Raw genomic sequence first — 21221 nt, 5'->3', positions numbered from 1 at the left:
GCACTTGGAGCAACCGTATCGCCCAGGGTATCAGTGAGTGTTAAATCTAACTTCTCAACAACGTCACTAATAGAGCGGTCGCGAAAAAGACCCATTGCAATGATAAGCCAGACGACAAGCTCAGCAGGTAACTTACGTTTGCGAATACTTGCTTTATCGGTCTGCTCGAGCACATTAGAAATCCACTCAAGAGGGATATGTTTCTGAAATGTAGATAAAGAGTCAGGAGTGGCGAATATATCTGTATCAAGTAACCAATGACTAAGCATAAAAATACCCTCATAATCAAAAGATGATAAGGGTATTGTGAAGCAACCAAAAGATCGGTCAACCGATCAAAAATACCTTAACTGATCGGTGTTAAGCTATAGGCTGGGTTTTTACGTTTAGCCATAAGGACATTATGCTTTATCTCACGTTATTTATTAGCGCATTTATATCTGCCACATTACTGCCTAGCTCTTCTGAGGTGATAATGGTGGGGATGATTGCCCAAGGTAAAGTTAATTTATGGCTTATGTGGTGCGTAGCAACACTTGGAAATGTATTGGGAAGCTGCGTTAATTACTGGTTAGGTACACAAGTACTGCGTTTTAAAGATAAAAAATGGTTTCCGGTATCGCAAAAAGGGCTTGATAACGCACAAAAGCAATTTAATAAATACGGTGTGTATAGTTTGTTGTTTGCTTGGCTGCCAGTAGTAGGCGATCCGCTAACTGTAATTGGGGGGATATTTAAAGTACGCTTTAGTCTGTTTTTATTACTAGTAACACTAGGCAAAGGCGCGCGCTATTTAGCGGTTATCGCCCTTGCCGTAGGATTCGAAAAGCTTTTTTAAATAAATTTTTTAAGGCCTTATTTAGCCCAATCAAGCGTTAACGACACTGAGTCGGCAAAACGCAGTGCATGCGGTTTATCAACACGTGCTTTAGCGTAATGAACGCTTGGGTGTGCGTGACAAACCGCAAGAATTTCAGCCACTAATTTTTCGAGCAGTAAAAAGTGGCCTTGTTCTACTAAGCTAATTACTTCTTTGGTGATCACTTTATAATTAAGTGCTTGGTCTACTTCATCTGTTTTACACGCGTCATCAGCAGGGTAATGAATTTCTAGATTGATCACTACATCTTGCTTTTTCTCACGCTCATCGGGGTTAAAGCCAATAAATGTACGCAGGCGCAAATTAGTAACGTTAATAATTGCATTAGCCATAGGGTTAACCTTTTATAAGCTGCAAAAATTCGTTACGTGTTTTAGGATCGCTTCTAAAGTTACCTAACATTACTGATGTACGCATGCTTGAATTTTGCTTTTCTACACCACGCATCATCATACACATGTGTTTTGCCTCAACAATAACGCCAACGCCTTTAGCGCCAGTAACTTCTTCGACTGCTTTAGCGATTTGATGAGTTAACTGCTCTTGAATTTGAAAGCGACGTGAAAACATATCAACAATACGTGCAAATTTAGACAAGCCTAATACTTTACCGTTTGGAATATAAGCAATATGGCAACGACCAATAAAAGGTAGTAAATGATGTTCACACATAGAGTAAAGCTCTATGTCTTGCACTAAAACCATATCGTCAGCGTCAGATGTAAATACTGCTTTATTGGTTATCTCATCAAGCGTTTGGCGATACCCTTGTGTTAAATATTCCATTGCTTTTGCGGCACGTTTTGGCGTATCAAGTAAACCTTCGCGGTTAGCATCTTCACCTACAGCGGTGATGATTTTTTCATAACTTTCTTTTAACTCGTCATGCATAAGTTTCTCAGTCTAGTGTGTTCTACTTTAAATGGCGTCCGCCATCAACAGGCAAGGAGCGCCCTGTGATGTAGTGGCTTTGTAATAGTAAATCAATACTATTGATAATTTCTTGGCATCCGGGTTCAATGCCCATTAATGATTTTTTAAGGGTTTTAGCTCTATATTGCTCGTCATCATGTTCATTAAAAATAATGAGTGATGGAGCAACCGAGTTTACCTTTATATTTGGTGCATATTTAGCGCTGAACGATTTAGTTAAGTTATCGAGTGCCGCTTTACTTGCTGCATAAGCTAAGTGCTTAGGGCTACCTGTTTCAACTACATAATCAGTAAGGTGAATTATATCAGCAGGTGCTTTAGCACTTTGTTGATAGTTTAAAAGCAGCTCAGCGCACATTAAATTAATTAAATACGGTGTTTTAGCATGTATACGCATCATGTTATCAAACAGTACTGCAAAGTCAGGATTGTTAGCTTCGCAGTCCCAGCTTGATGCATTGTGAACAACAGCGCGTAGCGATGTTGTATGCTCTTTAAGCGTATTTATAAATGCACTTATACCGTCATCGGTACTAAAATCGGCATAAATACATACAGCGCCTAGTTGCTCTAATTTATCAACAGCGTTGTGGCGAGTACGATACGTAATAACAACAGCTTGCCCTTGAGCCATATAATGCTGAGCAAGTGCTAAACCAATACGTTGGCCTGCGCCGGTAATTAAGATGGGCGATGTCATATAAGGCAGTGTTCTCTTTGGCGGGTAACTTATACCAATATTATTAAAACAAGATCGATCTATCGTTATTTTCTTAGGGCTATAATAGATCACTAATTTAACGCAATTGGTATTATAAAATTCAAAGCGTTAATTTATTAAAATATACGCAGTTTATTAGTCTGTCGATCAAAAAAGCAATTAATCCTCAAAGGGTTAATTGCTTTTCTTATTTACTAAACATTAATCGTAAATTGTTGGAATTGGTTGTCGCTTATGTTGTGTACGCGTGTAAATACTTACAAGCTTTTGTTCAACATCTTTAGAAACAGATTTACCTTCTAAAAAGTCATCAATTTGCTCATAGCTCAAACCAAGTGCTTCTTCATCTGTTAAGCCTGGGCGGTCACTTTCTAAATCAGCTGTAGGTGCTTTATCTACTAATAAAGCTGGAGCACCGAGCGCAGTAGCAAGTGCACGCACTTGGCGTTTTGATAAACCAAATAGCGGAGCTAAATCGCACGCGCCGTCACCAAATTTAGTATAAAAACCAGTAATGTTTTCAGCACTATGATCGGTACCTACTACTAAACCTTGGCAAAAACCGGCTATTTCGTATTGAGCAACCATACGTTGGCGCGCTTTAACATTACCTTTAATAAAGTCTACTTGCGCTTGCTCAGGCAGTGCTTCACCACAGCCAACTACGGCAGCTATCGCTTGCTCATGCAGTGCATCAGCCGCAGGTTGTACGTTTACGGTCATACGTTTACTTGGCTGAATAAAATCAACCGCCATTTGTGCTTCATCTTCGTCAGCTTGTACACCATAAGGTAGGCGCACAGCAATAAACTGATACTTGTTTGTGTTTTGCTCTTTATTTAGTTCGTTTACGGCAAGTTGACATAAGCGACCGCAAGTTGATGAGTCAACACCACCACTAATACCCAGTATTAATGATCGTGAGTGAGCAGCTACTAAACGTGCTTTAATAAAAGCAACTCGACGAGTTATCTCAGCATTTACATCAATCGTTGACTGAACCTTCATTTCAGCCATAATTTCGGCGCGCATTGCCAGCTCCTTATAAAATTTAATATGTGATACGCAATAAACTTATTATGTGATTTAGTTTTAATTAATTAAAGTTTTAAATGAGCTTTTATTTGGCGAAGCTCTGCTTTTAATTTTTCTACTTCTTCAAGTAAATCGCTTAATTCTTTGTCTTTAATTACTTCGCTTGGTAGAGCAACAAAGGCATCGGCGGGATTATTTTGTTGTTCGCCAAATAAATGAATATATCGGCTGTCACGTTTTCCAGCTTCACGCTCTAGCTTTGTGACGTACTCGCTTTCAATCAGTTTATTGAGCGCTGCCTCTACTTCATTTACGTTATTAAAATCAGCAAGCCTAGCACTGCGGGTTCTTAATTCACCAGGGGTTTGAGCACCACGCAAAAGTAACAAACAAACAATGGCACGCTGCTGAGCAGAAAATTGCAGATTACTAAATTCAGTGTTGCAAAAGCGGTGATCGTATTTATTTACGCGACCCGAAAGACCTTCATCTATTGTAACCAAACGCATTTCTATTAGTTCATCAAGTGCGTTTTGCACGTCTTCATCTGTAAGACTTAACACAGGATCGCGGTTAGACTTTTGGTTACATGCGTTCACGAGAGCGTTTAACGATAGCGGATAATGCTCTGGCGTCGTGCTTTGTTTTTCTAATAGGCAACCAAGAATACGTTGTTGATTTGTTGATAACTGCATAAATAATCTCAAATTAGTAAGCGTATTTTATTAGCTTACACCTTTATTGAATGCCAAGCCATTGTTGAAGCTTTGGTTGTAATGCTGCTAAATCGAGAGGCTTACTTAAATAGTCGTTCATGCCTGCGGCTAGGCATTTTTCTTTATCGCCCTGCATGGCATTGGCTGTTAGCGCAATAATAGTAATATTTTCATTATCTTTACCTGCATCACCTTCTCTAATGGCTTTAGTGGCTTGGTAGCCATCCATTTCGGGCATTTGGCAATCCATTAAAACTAGCTTATATGGTTTACCTTGTTTTGCATTGAGCTTTACAATTGCCTCAAGTCCATTTTCAGCAATATCAAAAATCACACCTGCTTGCTTTAATAGCGCCGAGGCAACTACTTGGTTTATTTTATTGTCTTCAACGAGTAGTAGTTGTGGCTCTGATGAATCGAGTACCGGTGCTTTAGTTAGCTTGTTTTGCAGCTGTGCTTGTTGCTGCTGTTGTTCAATGTATTTATCGTTCGTGAGTGAGTCAAACAAATCAGAAGGTGTGAGTGGTTTGAAAATCATACAGTCGACTTCCATACCTACTTTAGACTCCTCAGGTGAATAACTCATTGGCGCCATAAGAACTAACTTGCAACTATGCATATTTATAAAGTTTTTGAGCGCGGTGATATGCGTTTGTGGGGCTTTTTCAAAAAAGTAGTAATCAACTAAAATAGCACCAGGGTGGGTGGTTACATTACTTAAGTAATCATCAACCTCAAGATAGTTATGTATACAATTAACTTTTGCACCCCAAACAGTGAGCTGCTTATTAGCGGTGTTAGCATTTAACGAGCACTCATCAATAATTAAAATATGTTTGTTTTTAATTAAATGACTCGGTAAATCTTGTTCTTTACTTAAGCGCGGTTGTATTTGTACTGTGAAAGAAAATGTACTTCCTTCACCTTGCATACTGTTTACACTCACTTCACCGTTCATCAGTTCGCACAATTGTTTTACTATGGCAAGGCCAAGCCCTGTGCCCCCAAATTGGCGTGTTGTTGAAGCATCGGCTTGTGTGAATGAGTCAAATAACGACGCTTGTTTTTTAGGGTCAATACCAATACCAGTATCAATAATCGAACACTGTAGGAACGAGCCATCCGTTGTTTCATCTATTCTGGCAGTAATGACTACTTCGCCATCAATAGTAAATTTAACCGCGTTGCCAATTAAGTTATTTAAAATTTGGCGCAAGCGGTTAGGGTCACTAATTATCTCGCTAACAGTTATTTGAGTAGCATCTAGAATAAGTTTTGTATTGTTTTGTTCTACCTTTAAAGCAAAGGATTCCACCACTTCGCCTAATAACCGAGGTAAATTAAATTGCACGTTTTCAATATCGAGCTTACCGGCTTCAATTTTAGAAAAGTCTAATATGTCATTAATTATATTAAGCAAAGATTGAGCTGATGATTGAGCAAGTTCAATATGATGTTTTTGCTGCAGGTCCAATTGAGTTTGCTTAATTATGTTAAGCATACCTAAAACACCGTTCATTGGGGTGCGAATTTCGTGGCTCATACTCGCTAAAAATTCACTTTTAGCTTCAACAGCTTGTTCGGCGGTTTCTTTGGCAGAAACTAGTTTTTGTTCGGTTTCAATTCGCTGTTGGCTTGAGTGCAAGCTGCCTATTAACGCTGCAACGGCAATTAAAAAGCTTTCTTCGTTTTTAGACCAGTAGCGTTTTGATTGGCATTGCTCTGCGCAGACGACTCCTATAGCGCCACTTCCTGCAGGGATTATTACGCACAGCATTGATTTAATCTCGAGAGTCATTAAATACTGTTCTTTAATTGGCTCAAGTATTGGGTGTTCTTGGGCGTCAGGCACATTAAATACAGGCTGGTGATCTATTGCATTAAAAAAGCCGGGAAGATTTTTTCTTAGCCAAATAGAGTCAATTTTATCACTAGACGAATGTTTACTATGTATGGCAAAAGGGCTTAGTTGGGATTTGTCTTCATTAAAAAACCAAATACTGGCACGTTTAATATCAAATGCTTGGCAGATTGCTTCAGTAATAATATCTTTTGATTGGCTCAGTTGCCCAGTTAATATTAATTTATTAACGGTAAGGGAGGCTAAAATTTCGTTGTGTAATGCTGTTTTATTATTTTCTAATTCAATCTTTTTACGGGTATCAATATTCTGTAATGAGCCAAAAATACGTGTGCATCGTCCATTTTTTCGTTCTGCTTCACCATGTACGAGTACCCAAACAGATTCACCTTCTTCATCCATTACTTCTAATTCAACTTCGTAGCTTTCACCATATTTTATAGCTCGTTCAATTAAAGGTTTAATTGTTTCTCTGCTAGTGCCTTTTTTAAAGTAATTTAAATCTTTAGGCCATTCTGGTTGGCTATTTAATGGGTATTTAAATAGTTTTTTGGTCATATCAGACCAATACACTTGTTTCGTTTCTAAGTTAAATGACCATGCGCCTATTTGGGCTAGATCACTCATTGCCTCAAGCATTTTTTCGTTTTGTTGCTGGCGATTAAGCATTTTCAAAAAGAATAAAAAGGCCCAAATTAATAACCCGCAAATAATTATAATTGATAGCCTAAGTGGCCATACAGCTGAATTTGGTGGGCTCCAACCTATTTTAGGTGCTACGTAAAGTTGCCAATTGCCACCTTGAAAGCTTAACGTAAACTCAAGGGGGTCTTGCTCTATTATGTTTTGATTACCGTAAAAAAACTCCCCTTTGCTGCCAAGTCCATGCCTGCCTTGTAAAGCGACGTTGTATTCTTTTTCTAGCTCATAAATACCTGAATTTTCATAGACTTTGTCAATGTTGAGAACAACTGAAAGTAATCCCCAAAAGCGATTTTCTGGCGGTATGTAAACAGGAACGCGGGCTATAAGTGCTATGTCACCTTGGATTAATTTTAATGGGCCAGCCATTACAATGGTATTTGTATCGCGAGCTCTAATAGCATCAGCGCGTTGGTTTTTTTCTTCTAAAAAGTTTAAACCGAGTGCTTTTTCATTACCTTTTAAGGGGTAAGTCATACGAATTACCATATCGGGAGCGCCACCAATATTGCGAAGCTCATTTGAGGTTTTAAATAGTGGTTGGGCAATTTGTTCAAACTGTGTTTGCTGTAAATCAGGCTGCGCCGCTACGGCAACACCTAAACCTCGAACTAGTTGGATATTAGAAACTAAAATAGATTCTAATTGAGCTCGATATGTACTTACTTCAGAAAGAATTTGTAGGCGATGAGCATCTTTAACACGATTGTAGTTAATACGATCAAGAACGATACCAACTAGTACAGTTAGCGTAAGCGATAACCAAAAGGTCAACTTAAAGTTATGAACGTTCGTTTTTTTATTGTTAGTAGATGGTGGCATTAGCTACATCGTGGCGTTAATTTAGGCAAATTAACTATAGCTAATTTATTACACAAATGAAAACGGCGCATTAACAAATGCGCCGTTTATTTTTTATAATTAGTAGTTTAGCGAGTTACGAGTCGCTAACTTCACGCGCCCAGTGATTTTGCTTTGCTACATGTAGCTTGCGGTAACCATCAAGTAGCGCCGCATGCTTTTTAAAGCCTTCAAGCGATAAACCAGGGAAAGTTAAACCGTTAAACTGCTTTTTACCTTCGGCAATTTCTATAGCCAGCGCTACATTATTAGCACCAAACATTAAGCCTAGTGCATCTTGGTAATCTGCGTATTCGCGCTCGTCATCGTATTTAATTTCAAGAACTGCTTTTAAACAGCGGAAGTGGCGCATTGCCTCTTCGTTTACTTGGCCTGTATGAAGTATCCAGTCAACCCAATCAATGGCTTCTTCGCTGCCTGCAGCTAAACATAGGTGCGCTTTAAGCTCACCTATACGCAGAGTGTGCCATGGTGTGTCGGCATCGGTTGCAAGGCCAATAAATTCTGCGGCGCGGATAATATCGCTGTGGCCTGCTTCTTCAAGGCTGTCGTAAATTTCCATCCATTGCTCTGCATCGTACTGATCAAGCGATAGGAATGTTTCGCGAAATTTTGCGCCTTCGTTGTTGTTACGCCAAATAAGCTCATCAACAGGGTAAATGTCAGACATGCCTGGTACTAAAATACGACACGCGTATACGTTTAGGTGCGTGTAATCCATGATGTAGATATCATGATCCATGCTATGAATTAGGTCAGTACAGAAGTTATATTCTTCTTCAGTTGTTCCGCTAAAGTCCCAGTGTACAAATTCAAAATCAGGTTTTGCACGGAAAAAATCATGCGAAATCAAACCGCTTGAATCAATAAAGTGCAGTTCAATGTTCTCTGGTGTTGCTACTTCATCGTTATCAAATGTTGCAGGTTGGAATACATCTAGCTGATCAAGACGTCGACCTTGTAGTAACTCAGTCACGGTACGCTCAAGTGCAACTTCAAATGATGGGTGAGCACCAAAAGAAGCAAATACAGAGCCATCTGTTGGGTTAATAAGCGTTACGCTCATTACAGGGTATTTGCCCCCAAGTGATGCATCGGCAATACGTAAATGAAAGCCATGGCTGCGAAGTTCTTCACACGCTTCGTGAATTTTAGGGTATTGCTTAACAACATCTTCAGGCACGATTGGTAAACAAATACCTTCGGCGATGATGCGGTTTTTAATAGCACGTTCAAATACTTCTGATAAACCTTGTACACGAGCTTCAAACTTGGTGTTACCTGCGCTCATACCGTTAGATACAAAAATATTACCGATAACGTTTACCGGAATGTATACGTCTTGGTTATCGCGTTGGCGTGTGTATGGCAGGGTACAAATACCACGATCGATATTGCCTGAGTTAAAATCAAAAAGGTGTGATGCGTTTAGTTCGCGCTCTGGGTCAAAGTAATCCCATAAGCTTTCATCCATAATGCCCTCTGGCACTTCATCGCCTTCAACTTTAAACCATTTTTCGCTTGGGTAATGAGTAAACTCGCCATTAGCAAATTCTTCACCTAGATAAAAGTCTGCAAAAAAGTAGTTACAGCTTAAACGTTCAAAGTATTCACCGAGTGCTGAAGCAATAGATGCTTTGTCGGTTGCGCCTTTACCATTGGTAAACATAACACCGCAGTCGCTGTCTTTTATATGAACCGAATAACAGTTAGCTACAGGGTTAAGCCAAAGCGCTTCTTCAACATTAATGTTTAGGGCTTTAAGCTTGTTTTGCATGGTAGAGATTGACGATTCTAGGTCGCGGTCTTTACCTTTGATAAATGTTTTTTCAGTCATATTGATCTCAACTAGTTCTGCACGATGTGTGGAGCTGACATTATCGTGGATTTTGATGTTTATTTCACCCTTTGCGAGCAAGAACATTATTATTTAATAAAACTGTGGTTATTATATGTGCTTAACGCTTGGTCAAAACGTGCAAAGGAAACGGTGATGTTTAAAGTAATCAAACGCTTGTTGTTGTTAATTGTGATATTAGGGCTGGCAAGTACCGCTGTTGTTTATGGGGTACTTAGTTTAAGTTTACCCGCCCTTGATGGAAACGGACGCAGTAACGCGGTAGTAGAGCCTGTAAAAATTTCGCGCGATGCACTAGGGCAAGCAGTAATAAACGCCAATAGCCGAAACGACGCTGCCTATGGTTTAGGTTATGCGCATGGGCAAGACCGATTTTTTCAAATGGATTTACTAAGGCGTAATGCCGCAGGTGAGTTAAGTGAATTATTTGGCCAAGCAGCGTTGGGGCTCGATAAAAAAATGCGTTTTCATCAATTACGTAAACGTAGCCAAATTATTTTACAAACCCTGCCAGAGGCAGATAAGCAATTACTTAAAAGTTACGCTCAAGGTGTAAACGAAGGCTTAGCGCAAGTAGGGTATTCAAGCTTTGAATATTTACTAACCGGTGCAGCACAAAAGCCATGGCTAAGTGAAGACAGCCTACTTGTGATATTTAGCATGTACCTTGATTTACAAAGCGCCACATTTGAGCGCGACCAAGCACTTATTCAAATTGAGCAAGCGTACACAAAGCAAATGGTTGATTTTTTAACGCAACCGAGTAATTACCAAGCCGCGCTTGATGGCAGCAAATTAGCGCCTTATAGTGACGGCATACCTACCTTTCCAACTCAAACAAAGCATATAGTTAAAAGTATTGAATCAAACCAAGAGCGCGGCAGTAATAACTGGGCTGTTACAGGAGCGCTTACTAAAACAGGGGCTGGAATGGTGTCGGATGATATGCATTTATCGATGGCAGTACCTGTAATTTGGTACAGGGCACAATTAAATTACATGCACAGTGGTGAGCAGACTCAGGTGACCGGTGTATCGCTGCCCGGCGCACCTGCCATTGTTGTTGGCACTAACAACAATGTTGCATGGGGATTTACTAACGGTTATTTAGATACAGCCGATTGGATTGCATTAAACGATGATAGTAAAACATGGCAAGTTGATGAACCTATTGCATTACCCGATGGGGAGGTTGAAAACTATTCATTAATACTCAGTGAATACGGACCTGTAAAATATATTAACGAAAAACCTTATGCGTTGAGCTGGGCTGCCCATCAGCCTTATGCCGTTAATATGCAGTTATTAAAATTAGAGCAAGCCAAAACAGTAGATGATGCACTTACTGTAGCAAGCGATGTGGGCATTCCGGTACAAAACCTTATGGTGGTCGACAGCCAAGGCAGCGCAGCGTGGAAGCATATGGGCGGTATACCAGCGCGTAAAGCGCCAAGTGAGCTTGGCGTAAATGCCGATGACTACTCAGCGCTTTGGCAGCAAAGCGAGTTACAACGCCCATTTGTAAAAAACCCACAAAGCGGTCGATTATGGACTGGTAATTCTCGCGTGGTGTCGGCTGAAGATAATACCCGTTTTGGTAATGGTGGCTATGCACTCGGTGCACGTTCGAGCCAAATTCGCGATAGATTATTTGAAAAACAAACATTTGCAGAGAGCGACTTTTACGCACTACAACTTGATAATCAAGCTCGCTTTTTAATGCCTTGGCATGCTCTGTTATTAATGCAATTAAACACCGAGCAAACTAAAAATCAGCAATATATAACTGCGCTCGAAAGTTGGCAGCAATGTGCGTGTTCAACCTCCATAGGGTATACCTTAGTTAAGCGCTACCGCGATGAAGTCATTAATATTTTATTTAGTAATATTGAAAGCCAATTAAATAAACAACAAGGCACACTTAAATACGTAAAACGAGATTTAGAGCCCGCAGTTTGGCAGCTTATTAACAACAAACCCGACACATGGTTAAACCCACAATTTAAAAGTTGGGATGCGCAATTACTCGGTGCATTTAGCCAAACTGTTACTAAGCTTACCGAGCAATTTGGTAATAACGTACAAAGTTGGCAGTGGGGCAAGGTAAACGAGCTAGTAATAGAGCATCCGTTTGCAAAGCAAATCCCCTTACTTGCTAAGTTTTTAAATATGCCTACAGCACAAGGTTTTGGCGATAGTTACATGCCCGCTGTACAAGGGCGTAGTTTTGGCGCATCGCAGCGCTTTATTGCTCAACCTGGTCATTTAGAACGTGCAATTTTAGCTATTCCGGGTGGGCAATCGGGGCATCCGTTATCTGAATTTTATAGAGCGGGTTTTAGTGACTATGTAGAGGGCAAACATACGCCTTTATTACCTCAAGAATTAATACATCAAATAGTAATAGAGCCTACGCGATGAACTAAAGTATAGCTAAACACGTTCTATATAATTACCAATAAAACAACAGAGAACTAAAATGAAAAAAATACTACCCGCATTAATAACAGGTTTATTACTAAGCACTACAGCGAAAGCAGATGATGGCCCAGTAACAGCACAAAAGCTAAGTGAGCATGTATACGTACTATTTGGGCAAGGCGGTAATATTGCAGCAAGTGTAGGTGATGATGGCATTTATATTATTGATGATCAGTTTGCCAAGCTCTCAGATGATATTAAAAAAACCATTAGCGATTTAAAACCAGGCAGTGCAGAGTTTGTCATTAATACGCATCATCATGGCGATCATACCGGTGGCAACGAGAACTTTGCTAAAGCGGGTGCGCATGTTATAGCGCACGACAATGTACACAAACGTTTAGAAGAGCAGCACGGGGAGGGGTCAGACTTTTTACCGCGCATTAGTTTTGGTCACGACTTAAAACTACATTTTAATAACGAACACGCCCATGTAGTGCATTACGAACATGCACACACCGATGGCGATTCGGTTATCTTTTTTAGTAACGACAACATAGTGCACATGGGCGACATTTACTTTAATTTTGGCAGCTTACCGTTTGTTGATGTAGATAGCGGCGGCAGCGTTGATGGTATTTTAGCGGCAGTAAACGATGTAGTTAATCAAATTGACGACAACACTAAAGTAATACCAGGACACGGCAAGGTAAGTGACCGTTCAGGACTGATAGCGTATGGTAAGCTAGTTCAAAACGCGAAAGACGTAATGCTAAAAGCAATGCAAAATAATGCAAGCTTAGAGCAAGTACTTAAAGCCGATCCATTGGCTGAGCTGAATCTTGAATACGCAGGCTGGTTACCAAAAGAGAAAGTAACCACACTTTTTATCGTAGCTTAAAGTAGTACGCGTAACGTAAAAAACATGATACAAAGCTGAATGTACTTTAACGTACATTCGGCTTTTATTTTCTTATGCCCAAAGGAGTTGTGTATGTCGGCAGAAAAAACCCATCTTGAAATTTGTAACTTAACCAGAGAGCAATATCCGCAAATTAAAACCTTGATGGATCAAGCGTATCCCGACTTAGGCGGTGCGTGGCCAAGTCATACCATTTTTAGATTAATAGACCAATTTCCTGAAGGGCAAATAGGTATTGTAGATGACGGCGTGCTGGTGGGCTTAGCATTAAGCGTGCAGGTTGATTACACGCGCTTTTCAAACCCGCATACATACGAAGATATTGCAGACGGTCACGACCGTGTATTTAGCGATACCGACGGCGATGCGCTATACGGCTTAGATGTTGCTATTAGCGAAAGTCACAGAGGCATGCGTTTAGGTCGTCGCCTTTATGATGCCCGTAAAGAATTGTGCCGCCAATATAACTTACGCGCTATTTTAGCTGGTGGGCGTATTCCGCGTTATTACAATCACAGCAGTGAAATGACGCCAATGGAATACATTGCAAAAGTAGATCAAAAAGAATTATACGATCCTATTTTGAGCTTTCAGTTATCTAACGATTTTCAGGTAAAACGCTTACTTAAAAAGTATTTACCGGAAGATCAAGAGTCCGTTGGTTACGCCACTTTACTTGAGTGGAATAACATTATGTATGAACCAACCGACACCGTGCTTGAGTCAACTAAATCAATCGTGCGTGTAGGTGCTGTGCAATGGCAAATGCGTTGTGTTGAATCGGTTGAAGAAATGCTAAAGCAGGTTGAATACTTTGTAGATACCGTATCTGACTACAAAAGTGACTTTATACTATTCCCCGAGTTTTTTAATGCGCCACTAATGGGGCTAGGGAATCAAAGTAATCAAACAGAAGCGATTCGCTATTTAGCGGAATATACTGAAACGTTTAAAAACGCCATGTCGCGTATGGCAATAGAATACAACGCTAATATTATTACCGGCTCTATGCCACTTGCCGAAGATGATAAAATTTATAACGTAAGTTATTTATGCCATCGTAGCGGTAAAATAGACGAGCAACGTAAAATACACATAACCCCGCATGAGCAAAACGATTGGGTCATTCAGGGCGGCGATAAAATTGCCGTGTTTGATACCGATGCTGGGCGTGTAGGTATTCAAATTTGTTACGATGTAGAGTTTCCAGAGCTTTCACGCATATTGGCCAAACAAGGGTTAGATATTCTGTTTGTGCCATTTTGGACTGATACTAAAAACAGTTATTTACGTGTGCGCCATTGTGCACAAGCGCGTGCAATAGAAAATGAATGTTATGTGGTTATTGCAGGCTCAGTGGGTAATTTACCAGAGGTAGAAAGTCTTGATGTGCAGTACTCACAATCGGCGGTATTAACGCCATCGGACTTTTCGTTCCCGCACGATGCAACACTTAACGAAGCCACACCAAACACCGAAATGCTGCTATTTAGTGACCTTGATATGGATAAGCTTAAAATACTTCACAGCGAAGGCACAGTGCGTAATTTAAAAGATCGCCGCGAAGATTTATACGAAGTGATTGTTAAAAAGAGAGACGTTTAATGGCGTGGGTGTACTTAATTATTGCTGGGTTACTTGAAATTGGCTGGCCGATTGGCTTAAAAATATCGCAAAACCCAGAAACCCGATGGCAAGGCATAGTAATAGCGGTGGCATTTTTAGTTACTAGTGGTTTTATGCTGTGGCTTGCCCAAAAGCAAATATCAATGGGCACCTCATACGCCGTGTGGACAGGCATTGGCGCTGCAGGTACGTTTTTAGTGGGTATATTGTTTTATAACGATGCCGCCACATTTGGTCGTATTGCCGGTGTACTAATGATTATTAGCGGTGTGATAACACTTAAAATAAGCTCTTAGAATCAGTTCTTAAAGCTATAAAAATTATAACAGCGCAGGTATAAAAGCCTGCGCTTTTTTATGCCCTTAACTTGGCAACATGACCAAAACAGCGGCAATGGCTATGAGTATTAAGCCTGCTGTATCTTGCTTCTTAAGCGGTTGCTTTAACCAAAGTACGGCAATTAGCATGGTAAAAAACACTTCAACCTGTCCAAGTGTTTTAACGTAAGCAACGTGCTGTAAGCTCATTGCACTAAACCAGCCAATAGAACCGACACAACTAAAAACACTAATTGCGGCTGTAGTACCTTTGTATTGCCACAGTTTACTAAGTGTTTGCGGCTCTTTTAATAATAAATAGCCCAGTAGTATTAGTGTTTGTAAGCTAATTACAAACAGCAAAACCCAAGCTGCTGAGTGAGGAAATAATAATCCTGAATTTAAGCTCGCTTCTCGTACCCACAGCGATGTAAGTGCAAAGCAAGTACCACAAGCCAGTCCTAGTAATGCTGTTTTAGCATTAAAGTGTTTAACGCTTGTTATGCCGCTGAGTAGCAATACGGCAATAGCGCCAAAAAACACACCAAGCCAACCGAGCAAAGAAAGTGCCGAGCCAAAAAATAATACACCTAAAATAGCAGCTACTAACGCCTCGCTTTTGGCAAGACCAGCACCTACGGCGTAATTATTCATTTTAAATAACTTAACCATTAAACCAGTGGCAAGTATTTGCATCACACTTGCGCCTACAATAAATCCCCAAAAGGCATTATTAAACGTAGGCATGGTGGTATCTTGATATAGATAAAGGCCATATAAATACACGGCAGCAATAGGGCCTGCAATAATAAAGCGAGAGAGGGTTACGCCAGCCACACTCACATCGTTACTTAATTTACTTTGCAAGGCATTACGCCATGCTTGCATAAAGGCGGCTAAAAAAGTGAAAAATATCCAGGTCATGGTCGTCATCGTTAAAATGTAAGGCAGTAAAGTTAACAAGCTTTGTGAAGTAAAGCGATGCATTAACTATGATGTTGAATATTCATCATCTGCGACATTATGTCGCATGGGTTTTAGGATAAATTTAGCTATAGTAGGTCTGATGTTATTGTTAGCCGCCAGAGTTTGTCATAAAACGTATCTGGCGGCTTTTTTATTATGCTTATGCTAAATTATCCGAAACATCAAAAGGATAAATTATGACAACATTAGTTGTATGTGCATTACTTGCGGTATTAATGCCTTACTTTGCAAAAGTGCCGGTTGCTATAGCAATGGCAAAATTAGGTCGATACGACAATAAACACCCAAGGGCGCAACAAACAAAATTAACCGGCTTTGGTGCACGGGCGCTCGCTGCTCATCAAAACTGTTTTGAATCGCTTGCTGTTTTTGCTGTCGCTATTGCAGTTGTACTGGGCACTAACTCTGTAGGTGCAGTGACCGAAACGCTAGCGGTTACGCATATTGTGTCGCGTATTTTGTATTGCGTATTTTACTATATGAACCTAGATATAATTCGCTCATTAGTGTGGTTTATTGGTTTGGGTACAGCCATTGCCATGATTGTGGTGAGTTTGTAGGTTTATATTTTAAAACCACAAAGCAAGCAGCCTAAAAGGGCGCTTGCTTTGTAGTCTTGAACAACTCGTGGCGTTAATGCGATACTTTAATTCGCTCAATTAAATCGGTAGGCGCCACTTCACTATTAATCGCAAAATCTAGTTGTACAAGTACATCTTCAAAACCTGAATCAGATGCTTTATATTTCCATTTTGCTAGCGCCTCTTTCGCTGATTTATCAAAAATATCTTTAGGTTTAGATTGAATAACACTAATGTTTTTTGTTTTACCGTTTGCTGCAATATCGTATTTTAATACAACAGAGCCGCTGATCCCTTGTTGAGCTGCTTGTATTGGGTAAGCAGGTTCAATACGTATTGTCGGTGAAATGTAATCCTCTTTAGTCATTGCTTCTGGTTGCTTTGCAATTGCTAAGCCGCTTAGCATGCTTGCGGCTACAAGTAATAAGCCACCTTTAGCAAACTTTGAACGCTCCCCGCTGTGTTTTATATTAATTAGTCGTTGTAACATGGTTTTTTTATCTCCGTAGTGTGAATAAGCCATAAGTCCTGTGGGCGCATTTGCCGCGCAGTTTATTAAGGCTTTGCTATATAAAATATGTTGTTGTGTGGTTTTATTGGCAAGTACCCGTTCATCACAAGTCAACTCTTGTAGTCGGCGCATGCTTGCGTAACAAAACCAAGCTAGTGGGTTAAACCAAAGTAAAATAGTAGGTAGTAATATAAGTGCGTTTGTTAGGTTGTCTTTGCGTTTTATGTGTACGTTTTCGTGCTCTAAAATAAGCGCTAATGTGGCTTTATCAAACTGGGTATTGTAGTTACTCGGTAACACCAGCTTGCTGTTTAAAATACCGACCACCATTGGCGTGGCTACATGTTGGCTGGTATAAGTTTTAACATCAGCGGTAAGAGTGCTTTCAAATTGGGTTAACTCAGTTAACTGCAGGCTTTTAACAAAGCGGGTATGCGTAATAAAGCTAGCTATTAATAACCCAGCGGTAATAAGTACATACATGAGCGCCCAGCTAATACCCATTTCGTGTGTAAAAGGCTGGTTAGGGGTGATTAAGTAATGGCTAATATTGCTATTTTGCAGTGGTTTAATCGCATTTGGTAAATTAGCAATCACCAATGCCGCAGGTAATAGCCATGCTAATTTATATACAAACCGCGAGCCAAGGGCTTTTAAAGCAAATCGCTCAAGTAAAATAAATCCACAAAACAAAATACTTAATAGTAGTTGCTGCTCAATTAACCAATTGAAACCAGTTTGAATAACCATGTTAATCCCTTACTTTTGGTTTTTTTCCCAGTCATCTATAACTTTTTTAAGCTCGTTTATATCTTGCTGAGAAAGCTGCTCCGATTTAGCAAAACCACTTACAAGTGGCGCAATACGTCCACTAAAAAATCGCTCAATAAAGTTTTGGCTTTCTTTTAAGGTGTAGTCGGCGCGCTCCATACAGGGAGTATAAATATATTGGCGACCTTCTTTTTCAAATGTAAGTGCGCCTTTTTTTACTAGTCGACCTAGCAGGGTTTTAATGGTTTTTTCGTGCCATTGCTTATCGTCGCTTAAGCGCTCAATTATTTGGCTCGCGGTGGCGGGGTAGTTAATCCAAAGTGCGTCGAGCACGTCAAACTCTGCTTTTGATAATTCAATCATTTTATCGCCTACAAGTGTAATCTTTAATTTAAGACTACGCCTGTAATCTATTTTTGCAAGTTTATTTTTAACTTTTTGAGATGTAGTTAAGTGACTTGGTATTAGATTTTTGAAATATCGTTTTTATTAATTTGTATATATTGGTTTTCAGGTAGGTTTAGCTTTGAAAGGGTGAGGTCACTAAATTGCACTCTAAATAAGTCAATTACTTTGTATCCACAGTAATGCGCCATTTTACGTATTTGTCTGTTTAGTCCTTGTTTTAAAACAATACTAAACTGATTACTGGCTATTTTATTTACCTCACAAGGCAGGGTTATGTGTTTATCAACGGGTACGCCTGCTGCCATTTTTTTACAAAAAGCATCGTCTAAAGGCTTATTTACGGTGACTAAATAATGTTTAGGCTGGTGGAAGTCAGGATGTATTAGTTGATTACAAAAATCTCCATCGTTGGTCAAAATAAGCAAACCACGAGAGTCTTTATCTAATCGACCAATAGGGTAAACACGGGTGAGTGTGGGCAAATGGTGAATAAGGCTGGCAGGGTCATCAATATTTAATTTACAGTCAATACCTACTGGTTTGTGGTGCGCAAAATAAACTAAATCGGCAGCACCTTTAATTTCTTTTTCGTTCACTATTACAATGTCTTGCTCGTCAACGTGATCTATATGATTTGCTGGGCGATTATTTACAGTCACAACACCTTCATCAATTAAACGCGATGCCTGTTTACGAGAGCAAATACCTGCATGGGCAATATATTTAGCGAGTCGAATTTTTGTGATCATAACGTGTGACGCCAGCGGCTAATAAAAATTTGATCGCGATTATAGCAAAGCTGCGTATCGATAATGCTAAATATAAAAAGGTAAACATGATGGGTATTAAATTTTCACAGTTAAAAAAGCACGAACCGCTACAAAAAGTCATTGTTCACTCGTTAGATATGGCGCTTTATCAAGTATCAGTGATGATTAATAACGTTGAATATTATGTAACAGAAGACAGCGGTGAGTTTTTAAGAGCACTCAGCCCACTGCATGTACAAAAACGTTTTGAAAAAATAGCGTACGCACAGATGATGTTAAGGCAAACAAGCGCTTACGACGAAATGTGCGGCCAGCCGGATAAAACCAGCAGCAATATGCTTGAAGTACCTTATGGTAAAAATAATCTTTATTGATTGAGCTAATTTGCTAGTATCTGCTTTTTAAGGGCGATTAATGTATCAATTAAAAGTAGATAATACCGATGCGTTAAACTCAGCGCTTCGCGCACAAATGGTTGAATTTAACGCCGAGCATTTTGATGCGCAAAGAGTGCCATTAGGCTATAAATTTACTGATGAACAGGGCGAGCTTGTTGCCGGTATTAGTGGGAGTGTGTTTGGAAATTGGCTGATGATTAGTTGGCTTTGGTGTAGCGATAGTGCGCGAGGTAAAGGGCTTGCAGATAAACTGCTAACGGCACTTGAACAAGCTGCTATTGAGCTAGGTGCTACAACTGCTCAGCTTGATACACTTGATTTTCAAGCAAAACCCTTTTATGAAAAGCGCGGCTATAGTGTTAAGTATCAACTTAATAATTACCCGCGCTCAGGTACGCGTTACTTTATGGAAAAATCACTTTAATTTTTGCTGGCTATTTAGCTTTTAGTGGCTCGCCTTCAAAGGTAATACCTAAAAAAGGTGTTGCCTCTGGTGCTAACATAAACGTGCGAATGTTCATGTGATCATCCCCTTTAGGGTTTTGCAGCACGTCTTCTCGGTAAAACTTACCAAAACAATCCAACGTATTTTGTTTACTTAAATCGTTTAATTTAGCAAATGCAAAAATTTTACACGAGCCGTTGTTCTCACTCGCAGAGCTAAGTAATCCATGGTTATTAAAGCCACATGCAGTAAAGTCGTAATTTGCTTCTATCACGGCCACTGTATCGGTAAATTGAATGCTTTTTGGATTTTCAGCAAGTGCTTTTAAATAGTTATTTAGTGTCATGTGTTACCTTTGGATTTTTAATTATTTAGCGCTTAACTCTAGCTCATCTGTTTGCTGATTTATATTGAATTTAAATCGCGATAAAAAGTTCATTCCTAGTAAACCTTGTCCGCGTGTGTTTTCAATGCTCAACACTTCAAAACCATAAATAATTTGCGAGCCCACTTTAAACGATTCAATTTGATAACGCTTTACAACAATTCGACCATTAGCTGTATTTACCGTTACATCGCCTAAATATAAAGGTTGTGGCGAAATTTGCTCAATAATATTTGTAGGTAGCGAGGTCACGCTTGCACCTGTATCAATCATTAGTTCGGTCGATAGATTGTTATTTATTTCGGAGTTTATTAAGTAATGCGCGCCGTAAGGCGTTAAAGCAACAAAGTCGTCTTGCGATTGTGCTTTATTGATCATCGCTTGCAGTGTTTGCACTTGGCTTTTCAGATTGTGCTGGTTTGGCATTCGATCAAGGGTTGCTTGTGCGCTAATTAAATCGCCTTGCTGATAGTAGGCATACGCAAGCGGATATAAAAATTGCGCGTTATCGCTTTTATAATCAAGCCAAATTTGTGTTTGCTCAATAATAGCTTGCCAATTTTGTTGCTCAGTTAATGTGTGTAATTCGTTTTGAGTGAGCGTATTTAAACGTGTATTTACATTACTTTGCTGATCAGCAGGCAGTAATGAATTAAGCTCAAATAAAGCAATAATGGCATTTTGTGTTTGCTCGCTATTTATTAAATACTCAACCTGTAAATTAAGTAACTCTACGTTATAAGGGCTGTTATTTAATAGCGCATTGAGAAATGATTCGCTAAGTAATAAATTGCTATTTAGCCATGTTTTAAGCTGCACTAGCCACGATGAATAAAGGTTTTTTGCGATTTCTGGATTGCTGTTTTTGAGTTGTTGATAGCTACTAAGTGCGGCTTCAAATTTGTGTTGTTTAAACTGCTGCTTTGCCGTATTTAATAGCGTATTTTGTTGTTTAGGCGATATGCTTTTTTCAGCACCTTGCGTTTTTTGTACTTTGGTTGGCGCGGGCTGCGGCCACAATAAATAAGCGTTAAGGCTAAGTGAGCCAATTAATAGCAAGGTAATTAGCTTGGTATAGTGGCTCATTGTGACCTCTTATTTAATGCAATTGG

22 protein-coding genes are annotated in these 21221 nt (G+C 39.7%); 8 read left to right on the top strand and 14 right to left on the bottom strand.

The genetic code is table 11. The annotated features are described in order from the left end of the window. The coding region (locus L655_RS0118900; protein WP_029751642.1) for a transposase domain-containing protein at window positions 1–269 on the bottom strand (269 nt) is incomplete at its 3' end. A 134-nt stretch (window positions 270–403) separates the two neighbouring features. Here L655_RS0118900 and L655_RS0118895 point away from each other — a divergent pair. Then, window positions 404–838, top strand: coding sequence for a YqaA family protein (locus L655_RS0118895; protein ID WP_024605954.1), 435 nt, complete (start codon window positions 404–406; stop codon window positions 836–838). A gap of 17 nt (window positions 839–855) precedes the next feature. On the opposite strand, the gene folX is transcribed toward L655_RS0118895, so the two are convergent. The 7 genes from folX to ycaO form a co-directional block, all read right to left on the bottom strand. After that, window positions 856–1212, bottom strand: coding sequence for a dihydroneopterin triphosphate 2'-epimerase (gene folX / locus L655_RS0118890; RefSeq protein ID WP_002962340.1), 357 nt, complete (start codon window positions 1210–1212; stop codon window positions 856–858). A gap of 4 nt (window positions 1213–1216) precedes the next feature. Further along, complete coding sequence (gene folE / locus L655_RS0118885) at window positions 1217–1771, bottom strand: GTP cyclohydrolase I FolE (protein ID WP_024605953.1); 555 nt, start codon at window positions 1769–1771, stop codon at window positions 1217–1219. A gap of 22 nt (window positions 1772–1793) precedes the next feature. Beyond that, on the bottom strand, window positions 1794–2513 hold the full coding sequence (folM, locus tag L655_RS0118880) for a dihydromonapterin reductase (RefSeq protein WP_024605952.1): 720 nt from the start codon (window positions 2511–2513) through the stop codon (window positions 1794–1796). Between the two features lie 222 nt (window positions 2514–2735). Next, on the bottom strand, window positions 2736–3566 hold the full coding sequence (nadE, locus tag L655_RS0118875) for an ammonia-dependent NAD(+) synthetase (RefSeq protein ID WP_024605951.1): 831 nt from the start codon (window positions 3564–3566) through the stop codon (window positions 2736–2738). A gap of 68 nt (window positions 3567–3634) precedes the next feature. Further along, window positions 3635–4264, bottom strand: a complete 630-nt coding sequence (locus L655_RS0118870; RefSeq protein WP_002962344.1) for a YceH family protein — start codon at window positions 4262–4264, stop codon at window positions 3635–3637. Between the two features lie 43 nt (window positions 4265–4307). Further along, window positions 4308–7670, bottom strand: a complete 3363-nt coding sequence (locus tag L655_RS0118865; protein ID WP_024605950.1) for an ATP-binding protein — start codon at window positions 7668–7670, stop codon at window positions 4308–4310. A gap of 115 nt (window positions 7671–7785) precedes the next feature. After that, on the bottom strand, window positions 7786–9546 hold the full coding sequence (ycaO, locus tag L655_RS0118860; protein WP_024595461.1) for a 30S ribosomal protein S12 methylthiotransferase accessory factor YcaO: 1761 nt from the start codon (window positions 9544–9546) through the stop codon (window positions 7786–7788). Window positions 9547–9702: 156 nt separating this feature from the next. Between ycaO and L655_RS0118855 the strand changes: the two genes are divergently transcribed. The 4 genes from L655_RS0118855 (at window position 9703) to L655_RS0118840 (ending at window position 14832) form a co-directional block, all read left to right on the top strand. Further along, on the top strand, window positions 9703–11988 hold the full coding sequence (locus L655_RS0118855; RefSeq protein ID WP_024605949.1) for a penicillin acylase family protein: 2286 nt from the start codon (window positions 9703–9705) through the stop codon (window positions 11986–11988). A 58-nt stretch (window positions 11989–12046) separates the two neighbouring features. After that, window positions 12047–12889, top strand: a complete 843-nt coding sequence (locus L655_RS0118850; RefSeq protein ID WP_024605948.1) for an MBL fold metallo-hydrolase — start codon at window positions 12047–12049, stop codon at window positions 12887–12889. A gap of 93 nt (window positions 12890–12982) precedes the next feature. Then, complete coding sequence (locus L655_RS0118845; protein WP_024595458.1) at window positions 12983–14515, top strand: bifunctional GNAT family N-acetyltransferase/carbon-nitrogen hydrolase family protein; 1533 nt, start codon at window positions 12983–12985, stop codon at window positions 14513–14515. Beyond that, window positions 14515–14832 carry a multidrug efflux SMR transporter gene (locus L655_RS0118840; RefSeq protein ID WP_024605947.1) on the top strand — a complete coding sequence of 106 codons (318 nt, stop codon included), beginning with the start codon at window positions 14515–14517 and terminating at the stop codon, window positions 14830–14832. The genes L655_RS0118845 and L655_RS0118840 overlap by 1 nt, the downstream gene beginning before the upstream one ends. 66 nt (window positions 14833–14898) lie before the next feature. On the opposite strand, the gene L655_RS0118835 is transcribed toward L655_RS0118840, so the two are convergent. Beyond that, window positions 14899–15777: a DMT family transporter gene (locus L655_RS0118835; protein WP_198925108.1), complete on the bottom strand. Its 879-nt coding sequence runs from the start codon at window positions 15775–15777 to the stop codon at window positions 14899–14901. Window positions 15778–16016: 239 nt separating this feature from the next. Between L655_RS0118835 and L655_RS0118830 the strand changes: the two genes are divergently transcribed. After that, the gene (locus L655_RS0118830; RefSeq protein ID WP_024605945.1) at window positions 16017–16400 is read left to right on the top strand and encodes an MAPEG family protein; all 384 of its coding nucleotides are present in this window, start codon (window positions 16017–16019) and stop codon (window positions 16398–16400) included. Between the two features lie 73 nt (window positions 16401–16473). Here the strand turns inward: L655_RS0118830 and L655_RS0118825 are convergent, their stop codons facing one another. From L655_RS0118825 to L655_RS0118815, 3 genes are all read right to left on the bottom strand, one after another. Continuing rightward, window positions 16474–17682, bottom strand: coding sequence for a M56 family metallopeptidase (locus L655_RS0118825; protein WP_024605944.1), 1209 nt, complete (start codon window positions 17680–17682; stop codon window positions 16474–16476). A gap of 9 nt (window positions 17683–17691) precedes the next feature. Beyond that, window positions 17692–18066, bottom strand: coding sequence for a BlaI/MecI/CopY family transcriptional regulator (locus tag L655_RS0118820; RefSeq protein ID WP_007377323.1), 375 nt, complete (start codon window positions 18064–18066; stop codon window positions 17692–17694). Between the two features lie 101 nt (window positions 18067–18167). Next, window positions 18168–18860: a pseudouridine synthase gene (locus L655_RS0118815; RefSeq protein ID WP_024605943.1), complete on the bottom strand. Its 693-nt coding sequence runs from the start codon at window positions 18858–18860 to the stop codon at window positions 18168–18170. Window positions 18861–18949: 89 nt separating this feature from the next. Between L655_RS0118815 and L655_RS0118810 the strand changes: the two genes are divergently transcribed. Together L655_RS0118810 and L655_RS0118805 are read left to right on the top strand one after the other, a co-directional pair. Further along, window positions 18950–19255, top strand: coding sequence for a DUF6482 family protein (locus L655_RS0118810; protein ID WP_002961002.1), 306 nt, complete (start codon window positions 18950–18952; stop codon window positions 19253–19255). Window positions 19256–19295: 40 nt separating this feature from the next. Continuing rightward, window positions 19296–19703, top strand: a complete 408-nt coding sequence (locus L655_RS0118805) for a GNAT family N-acetyltransferase (RefSeq protein WP_024605942.1) — start codon at window positions 19296–19298, stop codon at window positions 19701–19703. 10 nt (window positions 19704–19713) lie between these two features. On the opposite strand, the gene L655_RS0118800 is transcribed toward L655_RS0118805, so the two are convergent. Together L655_RS0118800 and L655_RS0118795 are read right to left on the bottom strand one after the other, a co-directional pair. Then, entirely contained in the window at window positions 19714–20070 is a 357-nt protein-coding gene (locus L655_RS0118800) for a HopJ type III effector protein (RefSeq protein ID WP_024605941.1), read from the bottom strand. 21 nt (window positions 20071–20091) lie between these two features. Then, window positions 20092–21195 (bottom strand): retroviral-like aspartic protease family protein, encoded by a 1104-nt coding sequence (locus L655_RS0118795; RefSeq protein ID WP_024605940.1) that lies wholly within the window; start codon window positions 21193–21195, stop codon window positions 20092–20094. Window positions 21196–21221: the final 26 nt, after the last annotated feature.

This window comes from Pseudoalteromonas sp. TAE79 (assembly GCF_000498015.1).
Classification (GTDB): domain Bacteria; phylum Pseudomonadota; class Gammaproteobacteria; order Enterobacterales; family Alteromonadaceae; genus Pseudoalteromonas.
Note: the sequence above shows the minus strand (reverse complement) of the source record. Positions and strands in the feature narration are given on the sequence as shown.